Origin of the sequence: Nostoc sp. (assembly GCF_036917465.1) — a bacterium.
Classification (GTDB): Bacteria; Cyanobacteriota; Cyanobacteriia; order Cyanobacteriales; family Nostocaceae; genus Nostoc.
The window spans coordinates 1-14,649 of sequence record NZ_JBALDL010000048.1 but is presented as its reverse complement, the minus strand read 5'-3'; the positions used below and the strand labels follow the sequence as shown (position 1 = coordinate 14,649).

9 protein-coding genes and 1 pseudogene are annotated in these 14,649 nt (G+C 40.4%); 7 read left to right on the top strand and 3 right to left on the bottom strand.

Annotated features, from left to right (window positions below):
- The first annotated feature begins 397 nt into the window (after nucleotides 1-397).
- Together V7K38_RS10150 and V7K38_RS10145 are read left to right on the top strand one after the other, a co-directional pair.
- Nucleotides 398-1,498 (top strand): sensor histidine kinase, encoded by a 1,101-nt coding sequence (locus V7K38_RS10150; protein WP_334857462.1) that lies wholly within the window; start codon nucleotides 398-400, stop codon nucleotides 1,496-1,498.
- Nucleotides 1,499-1,574: 76 nt separating this feature from the next.
- Complete coding sequence (locus V7K38_RS10145) at nucleotides 1,575-2,249, top strand: response regulator transcription factor (RefSeq protein WP_334857461.1); 675 nt, start codon at nucleotides 1,575-1,577, stop codon at nucleotides 2,247-2,249.
- A gap of 27 nt (nucleotides 2,250-2,276) precedes the next feature.
- Here V7K38_RS10145 and priA read toward each other — a convergent pair whose 3' ends face one another.
- Entirely contained in the window at nucleotides 2,277-4,868 is a 2,592-nt protein-coding gene (gene priA, locus V7K38_RS10140) for a primosomal protein N' (RefSeq protein ID WP_334857460.1), read from the bottom strand.
- Between the two features lie 803 nt (nucleotides 4,869-5,671).
- Here priA and V7K38_RS10135 point away from each other — a divergent pair.
- From V7K38_RS10135 to V7K38_RS10120, 4 genes are all read left to right on the top strand, one after another.
- Nucleotides 5,672-6,844: an RpoD/SigA family RNA polymerase sigma factor gene (locus V7K38_RS10135; RefSeq protein WP_334857459.1), complete on the top strand. Its 1,173-nt coding sequence runs from the start codon at nucleotides 5,672-5,674 to the stop codon at nucleotides 6,842-6,844.
- 261 nt (nucleotides 6,845-7,105) lie between these two features.
- Entirely contained in the window at nucleotides 7,106-7,600 is a 495-nt protein-coding gene (locus V7K38_RS10130; RefSeq protein ID WP_334857457.1) for a GNAT family N-acetyltransferase, read from the top strand.
- Between the two features lie 297 nt (nucleotides 7,601-7,897).
- Nucleotides 7,898-8,233: a cytochrome c6 PetJ gene (petJ, locus tag V7K38_RS10125; protein WP_334857579.1), complete on the top strand. Its 336-nt coding sequence runs from the start codon at nucleotides 7,898-7,900 to the stop codon at nucleotides 8,231-8,233.
- Between the two features lie 172 nt (nucleotides 8,234-8,405).
- Nucleotides 8,406-9,329, top strand: coding sequence for a tetratricopeptide repeat protein (locus V7K38_RS10120; RefSeq protein WP_334857456.1), 924 nt, complete (start codon nucleotides 8,406-8,408; stop codon nucleotides 9,327-9,329).
- Nucleotides 9,330-9,340: 11 nt separating this feature from the next.
- On the opposite strand, the pseudogene V7K38_RS29640 reads toward V7K38_RS10120, so the two are convergent.
- Nucleotides 9,341-9,457: pseudogene (locus V7K38_RS29640) on the bottom strand (Uma2 family endonuclease); the annotation flags it as partial.
- 117 nt (nucleotides 9,458-9,574) lie between these two features.
- Complete coding sequence (gene glgX / locus V7K38_RS10115; protein ID WP_334857455.1) at nucleotides 9,575-11,701, bottom strand: glycogen debranching protein GlgX; 2,127 nt, start codon at nucleotides 11,699-11,701, stop codon at nucleotides 9,575-9,577.
- A gap of 653 nt (nucleotides 11,702-12,354) precedes the next feature.
- Between glgX and V7K38_RS10110 the strand changes: the two genes are divergently transcribed.
- Nucleotides 12,355-14,436 (top strand): TonB-dependent receptor plug domain-containing protein, encoded by a 2,082-nt coding sequence (locus V7K38_RS10110; RefSeq protein WP_334857454.1) that lies wholly within the window; start codon nucleotides 12,355-12,357, stop codon nucleotides 14,434-14,436.
- The last annotated feature ends 213 nt before the right edge of the window (nucleotides 14,437-14,649 follow it).

Sequence of the window (14,649 nt, the reverse complement as noted above, 5' to 3'; positions counted from 1 at the left end):
TAATCTGGATTTACTATTTTCAGTAATTACTATTTTCCAGATACTTATTAAACTTTTTGTTAAAAATATTTAATCTTTACTTTTAATTCATCTATCTCGCTATTTAGTACTATTTGTTTATACAATACATTCTCGAAGTTTGCTACGTTCAAAGAATATAAATATTTAAGAGGATTTTATTAAAGGGATTACAGTATAGGAAGGTTGTGTTAGATACTCTGCCCCTTATGGACAACTACTAAGTTACCAATTCTCAGTAGTGAGTCTCCGTTTTTACATCTCAACAATTATAATTTCGGGTTAATGCTCAAGTTAATATTTGCAGATATAGATTGCAGATAAATCATAATCGCTGAATTAAATAGTTGTAAAGATAGTAGGATAACGATTTTTTGGTATGGTATTAAGCCGATTAGTGGCTATTAAAAAAGCTATAAATGAGCGTCGGGAAACTTATGGACTAATAGCGATCGCCTTTGCAATCGTCATAGGCTTAGAATATTTGACACCACCTGAGTACGTATTTGGTTACCTCTACACAGGGACGATTTTGGTAGCAGATTCTCGATTGAATCGGCAAGCAGTATTGGGGATCACTCTGGTAGCCACAGGATTAACATTGTTAAATTTGTTTATCCCAGGGGGAGAAATGATTAATACCCCAACGGTGGCAAATAGGTTGATTGCAGTATTGGCTTTGATGGTAACGGGTTGGTTAAGCGATCGCAACCACCGCAATGAAGAAGCGATCGCTTATACTCAAGCACAATTACGCTCCCAAGAACAACTAGCTATCATGCGTGAAGATTTTGTATCTACCCTAACGCATGATTTGAAAACACCTCTATTAGGAGCAATTGAAACGCTGAAATATTTTCAAAACGAGCAATTTGGTGAAATCACGCCAATGCAAGCAAAAGTCCTCCAAACAATGGCTCGTAGTCATCGGAGTACACTGCAATTAGTCCAAACCCTGTTAGATGTATACCGCAATGATGCCGAAGGGTTGAAATTACAGATATCACCGGTTAACTTGGCAACTGTAGCGGAGGAAGTAATAGCTACCCTGACTGAACTAGCAAGAACACGACAAGTTTATATTTCTCTGCACTATGGCGAATCAGATTTTCGGAGCTTTCTCTGGGTAGATGGCGATCCTTTGCAACTGGGGCGAGTCTTCACCAATCTCCTGAGTAATGGTATTAACCATACCCCCCGTGGGGGTAAAGTAGAAGTAGTACTTGAAGGTTATTCTAGCGATCAAGTGGTAAAAATACTCGATACTGGTTCCGGCTTTACCGAAGAAGAGTTACCCCACTTATTTGAAAGGTTTTATCAAGGACATAGCGATCGCCACGTCTCAGGATCTGGACTAGGACTTTATTTAACCAGGCAAATTATCGCTGCTCATGGGGGTACAATTTGGGCAGAGAATCGCTCACCACGAGGCGCACTGTTTGGTTTTCGCCTCCCAGCTTGTCCACCACCGGGGAGATGAGAGTGGGGGGCAGGGAGCAGGGGGAGAATTCCTTCTTGCCCAATGCCCAATACCCAATGCCCAATGACCAATAAAAATGACAAAAATCCTACTGGTTGAAGACGATGAATTGTTTCGGCTTGGTCTGCGGATGCGGTTGCAGCAAGAAACTACTTTGGAGATTGTCGCAGAAGCAGAAGATGGAGAACAAGCTGTAGAATTAGCAAATCGCTATCCCTTAGATTTGGTCTTGATGGATATAGGTTTACCCGGTATTGGTGGGATTGAAGCTTGTCGCCAAATCAAGCAGAAGCACCCAAATTTACCAGTTCTCGTTTTAACGTCTCGTTCTGAAAAACCTCTGATTTCACGGTTAATTGGTGCTGGGGCGCAAGGTTACTGTCTGAAAGGTATTCCTGCTGAGTCTCTAATATTGGCAGTGCGATCGGTTGCAGCCGGGGCTTCTTGGTGGGATCAAACGGCAACAACAGAGATTAGAGCAGCTTTTGAGGGTAGTTCTAATATTGCGCTATCTGCAAAAACTGAGGGAACCATAGAAAATCCCTTAACGAAGCGGGAGCAGGAAATTTTGGCACTTGTAGCAACTGGCAAAAGCAATCAAGAAATTGCTGAAATTCTTTACATTGCCCCTGGTACAGTGCGGGTTCACGTCCATGCTATTTTACAGAAACTAGAAGTCCGCGATCGCACTCAAGCCGCAGTCTTAGCTATCCAAAAAGGATTGGTAGCACCAGAATTGTTGATTAACTAGAGTGAACGATTCAAACTTGCCTAATTTTTACATAATATTTAGTGGGTCTACATCGATTGTCAAGCTAACAGAGGAAGGACAAAGCGATCGCACTTCTTCCCAATCTGGTAATTGTGGCAATGCATCGGGGGCAAATTTAATCAATATCTGCCAGCGATAACGATTAGCTACTCGTAAAATACTCGCTGGTGCTGGGCCTAGTATCTCGAATTCTTCTTCTCTACTCAAGGCTGTGGCGATGATTTGCGCGGTATTTTGCACTTGAATGGGATCGAGACTACTTAAGCGCAACAAAATTAACCGCCCATAAGGGGGATAATTGAGGGCTTGGCGTTGTTCTAACTCTGCTTGGGAGAAAGTGTGATAATCGTGCGATCGCACTGCTGCAATTACCTGATGTTCTGTAGTGTAAGTTTGTACAATCACCCTCCCCGGATCGTCGCCTCTACCAGCACGTCCGGCGACTTGAGTCAAGGTTTGAAATGCCCGTTCACTGGCGCGATAATCTGATAAATTTAGCAATCCATCGGCAGCGACAACGCCCACAAGTGTCACCTGTGGTAAATCCAAACCTTTGGTGAGCATTTGCGTACCCACTAATAAATCCGCTTCGCCATTAGCAAATTGGGTTAGTAGAGTCCGGTGTGAGCCTTTGTTACGAGTGGTATCGCTATCAAAACGAATCAAGCGCAACTCTGGGAACTGTCGGGCTAATTCTTGCGTGACTCGCTGAGTCCCGCTACCGAAAAATTTCAGGTAAGGGGAACTACAATCGGGGCAGAATTTGGGATGCGATCGCGCATAATTACAATAATGACAGCGCAATAATTCCGGCGCTTTCTCTTCGGTATGGTGATACGCCAGTGAAACATCACAGTATGGACATTCCAACACATATCCACAACTGCGGCAAGATACAAAGGTACTGTGTCCCCGGCGATGAATAAATAAAATTCCCTGTTGTTTTCTCTCTTGCAACTGTTGCAAAGCTTCTTGCAGCGATCTACTAAATATAGAACGATTTCCCTGCTGCAACTCTTGCCGCATATCGACGATTTCCACGGGCGGTAAAGGGCGTGAGTTGACACGTTCGGGCAAACTTAAGTAATAACTTCTGCCTCCTGACTTCTGATTTAGGAGTGATGAATTAAGATTTCTTTCTTGTCCCCCCTCTCTGCTTGCGGAGAGGGGGCTAGGGGGTGAGGTTCCGACGCTTACCCAACTCTCCAATGAAGGGGTAGCTGAACCTAACACTAAGGGGCAATTTTCTAATTCTGCCCGCCATTGGGCAACGGTGCGGGCGTGGTAGGTGGGTATGGGTGAGTCTTGCTTAAAGCTGCTGTCGTGTTCTTCATCTAGAATAATTAAACCCAAGTTGGGCAAAGGGGCGAAAACGGCGCTGCGCGTACCAATGACAACTTGGGGTTCTCCTGTAAGCATTTGCCGCCAAGTGTCGTAACGTTCGCCGTCGGAGAGGGCGCTGTGATAAACGCTGACTTTATTGCCAAAACGGGCGCGAAAACGATCGGTTAACTGGGGTGTAAGTCCAATTTCTGGGACTAAAACGAGGGCGGATTTGCCTTGATTGATCAGAGGTGCGATCGCTTGCAAATATACTTCGGTTTTTCCTGAACCTGTCACCCCATGCAATAAAACTTCAGCAAATCCATCTAGTGTCTGGATTGTCGCTAAGGCGCTAGCTTGGGCAGAAGTTAAAGACTTTGGTTGATCTTGAGCTAATACTGGCCCCTGTTCGGTTCGCAATACTTCCCGTTCTTCAATGACGATGTAACCCTTTTGTCCCAAGGTTTTGAGGATAGAGGAACTAGCATTACAAATTTGCAGTAATTCATTTTGCCACAACTCGCCATTATACCGCCGCAGCACTTCCAAAATCTCTCTTTGGCGAGTAGTTAATTCGCTATCAATTGTACCTGTGAGCGTGACTGCTTTTTGCAGCTTTGGTCGAGTCAGACGTGGCGGTTCCAAGTAGCTTTCTACTAAACCGAATCGCAGCAACTCTCGAATTCCCCGATAGGCAGATTTGACTTTTTGTTGGAGGTAAGCGAAACTGTAATCCCCCGCAGGCTGCCCTTGCAAAAGTTCCCAAACTTGCCGCGCGGTTGGAGTCAAAAAAGCTGAAGGATTAGAAGATCCCAGTAAATAACTACTCCCCCCTGCCCCTCCTCCTCTAACCAGGCGGATACGTCGTTGCGATCGCCCCAGTAACCCTGGTGGGAGAGCAACCCGGATTACTTGAATCAAAGGTGTATAGTAATATGCAGCAACTCGATTGAGTAATTCCCAATAAGCACTTGGGAAAAATCCAACGCTGACTATATCTTCTACTTCTCGGATTTTTTCTGGTGCTAAATCGATATTTGGTTGTGCCAGTAACCGAATTGCGATCGCTCCTAATTGTTGTGCGCCAAATGGCACGCTCAAAATATCCCCTGGTTTAATTTCTAACTGTGCTGGCAATCGATAAGTAAATAATCCTGTACTTCCTGGACAGTCTACCAGTACTTCAACCCACCTATTAAGAGTTGTACTTGATTGGTATGATTCACTAGCTTGAGCCACCACTAAAGGAGATAAATTTATGCCGTTAATATACATAGTTGCTGACTTGATAGTTAAATTGTTTCCTCATCTAGCGGGCCAAAATCAACCTACCTAAACAAACTCTAATTTTTTGCTTTCTTAAATTTAAATAGTATTTTTCAATACTGTTATCATTCATAATACTTGATAAGTTTCCTCTTATGTAATCTACTAGACAAATTCGTATCAACTATACATGCAATAAATATTTGGTACCCACTATACAAATAAAAGCATGTCGGCACTTGCTAAAACAGTTGCTCTATCTACTAAATAGGGAGTAGCCTTTTTCCGCCTATCGATAGATATTCAACCCTTTCTGTATATGAGATGCTTTTATACAAGTAAGATCATAGCGAAATTAAGCTGCAATTATTGTAATTTGTATCATTTGGGTAACTTGAAAATGGTAATTCATAACTACATCACAGGTTGTGAATTTATCCAGTGAGTTCCAATACCTAAACAAAAAATATATATACTTAGAAAAATATATAAAAGTTTAAGAAAATTGGATGGTTAGCTGAGGTTTTTATGCTTGTTCAGGTTGAGAAAGTTTGAGGGGGGTTTGACATATTCGCTAATTAAGAAAAAAATGAAGAATATAATCTGTTGGAAGCCTGAGAAGAAAGTTTTGTTGGGTGCTGAGGTGAGTTTCGTTATCGGTCGTATCTAACTGTAACCTGTAGGTTGTAAGTAAATACAGATTTTTATTCTTGAATAGAAATTAGCAGAAGTTTCTATTTAGCTATATAAACGGGTGCATTCGTCCATTAGGGAAAACTACCAAGCCTCAAACGAGTAGCTGAAACTAAATTATGTACCAAACAAAACAACAATCCCTAAAGGAAACTATGAATATTGTTGAGTTGGGAACAATGGAAATACTGGACAATGCTGCTGATATTGAAGAACCATCATTCGATATTTTAGATGCAGTGGCAGATCAAGAACCTCCAATTGTAGTAGAAAATCTGGAATCAGATGAACGCGACGGGGATGATATGGCTGCGGCCCGTCCTTCGGGATACAATAAAACTGAGCATGATGATGCAGTTGGCGCATTTTTTAAAGAAATGGCGCGTTATCCACTTCTAAAAGCTGATGAAGAGGTGGAGTTAGCGCGGCGAGTTAGATTTCTAGAAGAAATCAGGGAATTACAAGCGACTTTAAACTTAAAACTGGGACATGAACCTACCAAACTAGAAGTAGCTTCCGAGCTAGAAATGACCGAAAAGCAACTAGAAAGTCGGTTGTATCAAGGTAGAGTAGCGAAACGCAAAATGATTCGCTCTAACTTGAGATTAGTAGTTTCTATTGCCAAAAGATATCTAAATCGGGGAGTGCCTTTTCTGGATTTAATTCAGGAAGGAGCAATGGGTTTAAATCGCGCTACAGAAAAGTTTGATCCTGATAAGGGATACAAGTTTTCTACTTACGCCTATTGGTGGATTAGACAAGCGATTACCAGGGCTATAGCTAACGATGCGCGGACAATTCGGCTACCTATTCATATTGTTGAAAAACTTAACAAGCTGAAAAAAGCTCAACGAGAACTCAAACAAAAACTCTGTCGTAATCCTACCGAAGGTGAAATGGCAGAATCTTTAGAAATTAGCGTCCAACAACTACGCCAGCTACAACAACTACGCCGTCAAGCACTTTCTCTCAATCACCGTGTCGGTAAAGAAGAAGACACGGAATTGATGGATTTGCTAGAAGATGAAGATAACCTGTCTCCAGAAGCAAAAATGAATGAAAACATGATGCGTCAGGAGATTTGGGAAGTTTTAGGGGATGTGTTAACTCCACGCGAGAAAGATGTGATTTCTCTGCGCTATGGTTTGACAACCAGCGAACCCTGTACCTTAGAAGAAGTTGGCAATATGTTCAATCTTTCGCGTGAGCGAGTGCGTCAAATTCAAAGCAAAGCGATGCGGAAATTACGCCGTCCTCACATAGCCAAACGCTTAAAAGGCTGGTTAATTTAGTTATATTTACGAAGATAGAGATGCAATACCAAACTTAACTAGTTCCACTAACGAATATGGATCAAATAAAGTGCAAAACTTGCTCTTTATTAAATCCACATTCCTAACTAATTTAGAGAGATTGTATCTGTATATTCCTTGAGCTTCATCTATCAACATCTAGATAAAACGGGCATTATGTACCTTTTTTAGGCTTAAGGACTCAAAAAAATTGCCCAGTTGCCTATAAACTATAGACTATAAACTATGGACTATAGACTAATGGTTTCGTGTAGCAATTTGATTGTGCGTTTTGCTGAACCAACTGATAACAGCGCACTGTTTAAATTAATTCAGGGGCTTGCTGAGTATGAGAAATTATCTCATGCTGTCACTGGCGATGCTTTGGCACTTAAGGAGCATTTATTTGGTTCGCACAAATATATAGAAGCGATTTTAGCAGAATCTGCTGGTAAAGCTGTGGGTTTTGCCCTATTTTTTCATAATTATTCAACATTTTTGACTAAGCCAGGAATTTACTTGGAAGACTTATTTGTCTTACCAGAATATCGTAGGCAAGGTATTGGTAAGGCTCTAATTACTAAAGTAGCCCAGATAGCTGTAGAACGTGACTGTGGGCGGTTAGAGTGGAGCGTGTTGGATTGGAACGAACCAGCTAAAGCATTCTACCGTAGTATGGGAGCATCTATATTAGATGATTGGCGAATTTGTCGTCTTACAGAAGACACGCTTACTCAGTTAGGAACTGTTAAATAAAAAACAAAGGATGAAGTATAAAAGATGAATATTTTGAATATTTAATCCCTAAACGCTTATCATTTTCCGGCTATAAAATATTAAATTTATATAAATATTTATATAAATTTGCATTTTCATTATCAGCGTAAATCAAAAGCAGTTTGTCGCTAGATATGACTCTGTATCTAAAAACAAAAAAATTCAAAAACTTTCAAGGGAAGTTTGACAGCTTGTCGTTTGACTATAGCAGCAGGTCAACTGACAATTATGAAGGATATTGCACCGAATAAGCTGTTATTGCAGAGAGAACACGAAATGAAAAAATTGATTACAGTCATGCTGTTAGGCATAGCAATCTTCACCTTTGCCTTCAGCAGTCCAGCTTTGGCAGGAGATGCTGTTAGTGGAGCTAAAGTATTTAGTGCTAATTGTGCTTCTTGTCACGCGGGAGGTAAGAATCTAGTTAATGCTGCCAAAAGCCTGAAGAAGGCAGATTTGGAAAAGTATGATATGTACTCAGCAGAGGCGATTATTGCTCAGGTTACAAAAGGTAAAGCTGCTATGCCTGCCTTCGGCAAACGTTTGAAAGCTGAACAGATTGAAAATGTAACTGCTTATGTGCTTGAACAAGCAGATAAGGGCTGGAAGTAGTAGATTAAAATCTAACTTCAAAAATTAACAATTTGCGGGGCTTTTTGTCCCGCAAATTTTAGAGTTGCCGAAATTGTCAAATAGGATGCTTATAGCAGTTTGGGATTAAGAGTCTTGACAAAAAAACTGTTCCAAGAATATCAAAAAATACTACCTATCCTAATTTGGTACTATGGGTAATTTATGGCGATTATTTGTCAGTGTAATTATTGTTTTTTATCTGACTTTTTTGACTCTATCCGCACATTCAGCGCCCCTTTCTATTACTCAAATTACAGCGAGTGATTTCTTGGAATTGGGTGTAGATAAAATGCGGGGTGGTAATTACCAAGAAGCAATAGAGAATTTCAATCAGGCAATTGAAGTTGAGAAAGATTTTGCTGTAGCTTATAGCGATCGCTGTCTTGCTCATCTCCAATTACAAGATTACCATCAAGCGATCGCAGATTGTACCCAAGCAATCAATTTTGCACCGGATAACTTTGAGGCTTATCTGAACCGGGGTTTGGCACTTTACAGAGAAGGGGATTATCTCAATGCCATTGTTGATTATAATCGAGCCGTTGTACTTAAACCATCCGATTTTCGAGCTTACTACAACCGAGCATTAGCCCGTGCTGGAGATGGGAAAGACTCGGAGGCAATTTTTGACTTTAATTTAGCTTTAACTCAAATTCCCCAAATCACTAGCTTACTGCTTGCAGATATCTACAATGACCGAGGTTTGGCGCATTTTCTCTTGCAAGATACCCAAGCAGCAATGCTCGACTTTAATCTAGCAATTCGTCTCAACGCTAACGATTATCGAGCTTATTTTAACCGGGGTTGCGCTTGCGGGCGAAATAGAGATGACTTTGGTGCAGTGCGTGATTTTTCTCAAGTTCTCAAACTCAACCCAAGTAATGCCCAGGCTTACGTTAATCGGGGAATAGCTCGTTATCGTTTAGGATATCATTTAGATGCAATGTCTGATTTACAAAAAGCATCTAAGTACTTTGACAATCAAGGAAAGAGAGTAGCCTACGAAAAAACTCTCGATTTGCTGAAGAATTTACGACAACAAATTTCGTCTGTAACTGAAATCGCTCTTTTATAAGACTCTAAAAGCTATACAGGGTGTCCACCAGCTTGAAAAACCTGTTCGGCGGTTAAATTTAATTCGGGAAAATTTGGTGAGATAATGCGTAGTTTACCGCCGCAGGCATCGCTACCTTGAAACTTATTACCCCCCTTTACAAGAGGGGAAACAAGAAAAATCCGGGTTCCCTCCCCTTTACAAGGAGAGGGTTAGGGTGGGGTAAAAAATATTTGATACATCAATCATGACTTTTCAAATATCCTCTAACTAATAAGGCGTAACAGCATCAGAGAGCGATCTGTAACTGGTACACTTTGAGAACCTGAAACTAGTTTTCCTCGATCTAAAAAGCGAGGTTCATTAGTGTCAATCACTATCTCCCATACCTGATCTTTAAAGTCATTGGGTAAAGCAAACTCAATTAACTCGTAGTGAGCGTTAAAAAATAGCAGAAAACTTTCATCAATAATCCGCTCACCACGATCTCCTGGAGTAAGAATTCCCTGCCCATTCAAAAAAATCTCCATTACTTTGGCATAACTAACTAGCCATTGCTTCTCAGTCATTTCACTACCATCAGCATTAAACCAAGCAATATCATTAATGCCTAAACCGTGGATGGGACGACCATGAAACCACTTACGTCGGCGGAATACTGGATGTTGATGGCGAAAAGCAATTAGTTCACGTGTAAAGTCTAGTAAATCTGCGTTTGCTTTGTGCAAATCCCAATGCCGCCAGGAAATCTCATTATCTTGACAGTAGACATTATTATTTCCCTTTTGACTACAGCCAATTTCATCTCCCTCTAATAGCATTGGTACACCTTGAGATAGCATTAGAGTTGCTAAAAAATTTCGTCGTTGCCGTTCGCGCAAACGCATTACTTCTGGATCGTCGGTTTCGCCTTCTACACCACAATTCCAGGATCTATTATGGCTTTCACCATCTCTATTATCTTCCCCGTTTGCGTGGTTATGCTTTTCGTTGTAGCTGACCAAATCATTTAACGTGAAACCATCATGAGCAGTTATGAAATTAATACTTGCATTTGGGTTGCGCCCGTTTGTTTGATATAGGTCAGGGCTACCTGTAAAACAGTAAGCAAATTGTCCTAAACTATCATCTACACTACGCCAAAAATCTCTTACTGTATCCCTATATCTACCATTCCACTCAGACCAACGCAGTGGAAAGTTCCCGACTTGATAGCCGCCTTCTCCTAAGTCCCAAGGTTCAGCAATTAGCTTCACGTCTGCTAATATTGGGTCTTGATGAATAATGTCAAAGAAAGCTGATAGGTTATCTACCTCATATAATTCCCGTGCTAATGCTGAAGCTAAATCAAAACGGAAGCCATCTACATGCATTTCTATTACCCAATAGCGCAGGCTATCCATAATTAACTTCAGAACTTGAGCATGACGCACATTCAGAGAGTTACCACAGCCTGTAAAGTCCACGTAATAGCGAGGATCGTCCTTTACCAAACGGTAATAGACAGAATTATCAATACCTCGCAAAGATAGCGTTGGCCCGAAATGATTTCCTTCACCAGTATGGTTGTAGACGACATCTAAAATCACTTCAATTCCTGCAAAATGTAGTGCCTTGACCATTTGCTTGAATTCGGTGACTTGTTGACCCGCAGTCCCACTAGCACTGTAACTAGAATAAGGGGCAAAATAATTGATGGAATCGTAGCCCCAGTAATTGCTTAATCCTTTTCCTTCTAAATGTCCTGGATGAGATAGAAAGTGATGTACTGGCATCAATTCAACTGCTGTAATTCCTAATTGCAGTAAATGTTGAATTGCCGCTGGATGTGCTAACCCTGCATAAGTACCACGCAACTCTTCTGGAATAGCTGGATGTAGCTTTGTAAAACCTTTGACATGGGTTTCATAAATAATAGTTGTATGCCAAGGTGTACCAAGCGGTTTATCATCTTCCCAATCAAAAGATTCATCAACTACAACACACTTAGGCATTATTTTGCCATCATCTAGTTCAGAAAAAACTAAGTCTTTTTCCTCAGCATCTACAGAATAACCAAAGACAGATGGATCATTACTAAACTCACCATCAATTGCTTTAGCGTAGGGGTCAATTAATAGTTTATTTGGATTAAATCGATGACCTGCTTCTGGTGCCCACATCCCATGCACTCTAAACCCATACTTTTGACCTGGGCTGACTCCTGGTAAGTAACCATGCCAAACAAAATTGTTTTTTTCTGTTAAAGGTACGCGAACCTCTTCGTCATCGTTATCAAATAAACAAAGCTCTACCCCAGTTGCATTTTCCGAAAATAAAGCGAAATTCGTCCCTTTGCCATCCCAAGTTGCACCTAAAGGATATACATTCCCTGGCCATACTGCTACATACATAAGTCAATTTTAAATAGTTAGGTTTTTGGTAATTAATCAAGGTTGATTATTTTGAATAATTAGTTAAAGTTTAGAGTTACTAATAATTCATTCTAAAGCACCAACATTCAAGCCTAACTGATAAATAATATTATTTACTCTATCAGTAGTAATATAAATCTCTATTCCTTAAGTCTGAAAAATTGAGGCAGACGGCAACAAGCAGAAAGAAAACTGCTCTCTGCTTCAGTAAAGCGAACAGAGAGAGTAAGACTTTAAAATGATAACCTGTCATTGCGATCCTAATGAAATGGAGCCAAGCGATCGCTTCTCTACGAGACGCTCCGCGAACATTCCGCTCCGCTTCACTCACAATGACAGTCTATTTATCATCTTGGTAAACTTGCAAAATTGGGATGCTCCCTTAAAATCTTTCTTTATTAGACGGCGATTTAGGTGGCTGTTGGCGTTTTTCAAGCAGTTCATATTTAGTATTTCCTGTCAATGCGTAAGTTCTATTTAAATGTGGTAGCTATAAATTTGAACGCATAGTCAGTGAATTAACTAACAAATTATCAAACTGTAGAAATATGACCGCATGTCTTTTGACACGATTTTACTATTACAGCAAGAATATTACGTGGTAACTGTTTTTACTTGGTGTGAAAGAGAACGTGAAAAAGAATTTTTTGTTGCTAACAGTTGCTTTACCAAGTTTACTGATAGCGTTTCCTAGCTTTGCTGCTGAGAGTGAAATTAAGGATAGAAATACTCATAAATCAACCGAAATCATTTCAGATATTCCGAGTTTGAGTGAAATCGAGCTACCTGCTACTAATGCCGAATTATTAACTCAACAATCTGCACCGAGTAAAGTTAATCCAGAAACAGAGCAAACTCCGAACGATGATGCAGATATTTACATAGAAACGATCGCAGAACCAGATAACTTACCCCAATCTACACCAACTTACGTAATTGATAAAGAAGAAATTCAAAAGCAGGGCGCTACCAGTTTAGCCGATATTTTGAAAAGAATGCCTGGTTTTGCCATCAACGATGTCGGTCACGGTGCAGATACTCACACAGGTACATACTACCGGGGAGCCTCAATTAATCAATCTGTATTTTTGATTAATGGCAGACCAATTAACAATAATGTCAATACTTATCATGGTGGAACTGACTTAAATAGCATTCCTGTAGAGGCTATTGAACGAGTGGAATTATATAGCGGGACAGCCTCCGCTTTGTTTGGTTCCTCAGCCTTTGGGGGAGTTGTGAATATCATCACCAAGGAAGGTTATGGCAAACCTAAATTGAATGCTAGTGCAGAATTTGGCTCATTGAGTTTAAATAATCAACAGCTAACTTATGGTGGTTCATCCAATAATGTCAAATATAACTTTAGCTTTGAAAGATTCTTTACAGATAACCGTTACCGCGTTCCTGTAGGTGCAGCAAATCGTGATAGTCAAGGGTTTTTATCAAATGCAGATACAGCTACAAGTACCTACTTTGGTAGCATTGGGCTAGATTTAGATAAAAAAAATTCCTTGAGTTTAGATGTTACTGCACTCAGCAGTCGTCGCGGCTTAATTTATTTCGGTTTCCCTCTCCAAAAAGATAGATTAGATCACGATGGTTTAAATGTTGGCTTATCTTGGAAAACTCGACTAGGTAATGGCGAAAGTTCTAATTTGACAACCTCAATTGGTTATAACCAAGACTATTTCAACACTTATGGCCCTACAGGAGCATTTTACCGCACAGGAACTTTAGATACGCAACAACTTACAGCCAGAGTAGATCATGAGTGGAAAATTACTTCCAATAATAAATTACGCTGGGGATTAGATTTGAAAAACACCGATTTAACAGGTGATGTTTTGAGTACAAATCCTAGTAGGATTGTCAATAACGGAACTGAAGATAGGAGTTTGTTCAATACAGCTTTATTTGCTGTCGATACTTGGAATATTAGCGATAACTTTCTGATAGATTTAGGGTTAAGGCAAACTTTTGACAGCCAGTTTGGAAATTATCTCAACCCTAGTGTTGGATTACGTTATGCCGTCACACCAGTAGTAGCAGTACGTGGAAGTTGGGCAGGCGCACAACGCAATCCTGGGTTAGATCAGTTGTATGTTTATGATACAGTTCATGGTTGGGAACCAAACTCTGATTTAAGACCAGAAACTGGTTCTACTTGGAGTGCGGGAGTAGATGTTAATTTTTCTCAAAATCTAATTGGACAGTTTACTTACTTTGGTAGTAGTATAGGCGATCGCTTGGGAGTCATCGCCGGCAGATGGGAAAACATTGGATTAGTAGATACCAATGGTTTAGAAGCAGCGTTGCAATTAAGAATTGCGGGTGGCTGGTCAACTTTCCTTAACTACACTTATACAGATGCTCAAATAAAAACAGGCTCAGAGAGCGGTTTACAGTTAGGCTTGATTCCCTACTCTGTACTTCAAACTGGCTTAGGTTATGAAAAAGCAGGATGGCAGGCTAACTTGTATGTTACCTACAATAGTGGCGCTCGTAGATCCATCTTTGCTAACTCTACTGACAAGGCTACAGATTTTGCACCGTCTTTTGTAAATTTAGATTTGAGCGGACGTGTACCTTTAACTAGCAATTTAGGATTGACATTTTACTTAGAAAATCTACTCGGTGAGCAATATGAGCGAGTTAATCGCATTTATAGCCCTGGATTTACTTTTCGTTTGGGTTTAAGTGCCAATTTTTAGGTGTCTGCTTTCCTCTCTGCGTTCTCTGTGTCTCTGCGGTTTAAAAGTTATTTATTGAACTACAGAGGCGCAGAGAACACAGAGAAAAGAGGAGTTTTTTGGTAAAGACGACATACTATCTCACCGTTCGCGTAATAGGATTTGACTAAGAGGAATTATCGACCAAATGACCATAAATATCAGGTGATAGACCAAGTAAACAAATAATTTCCT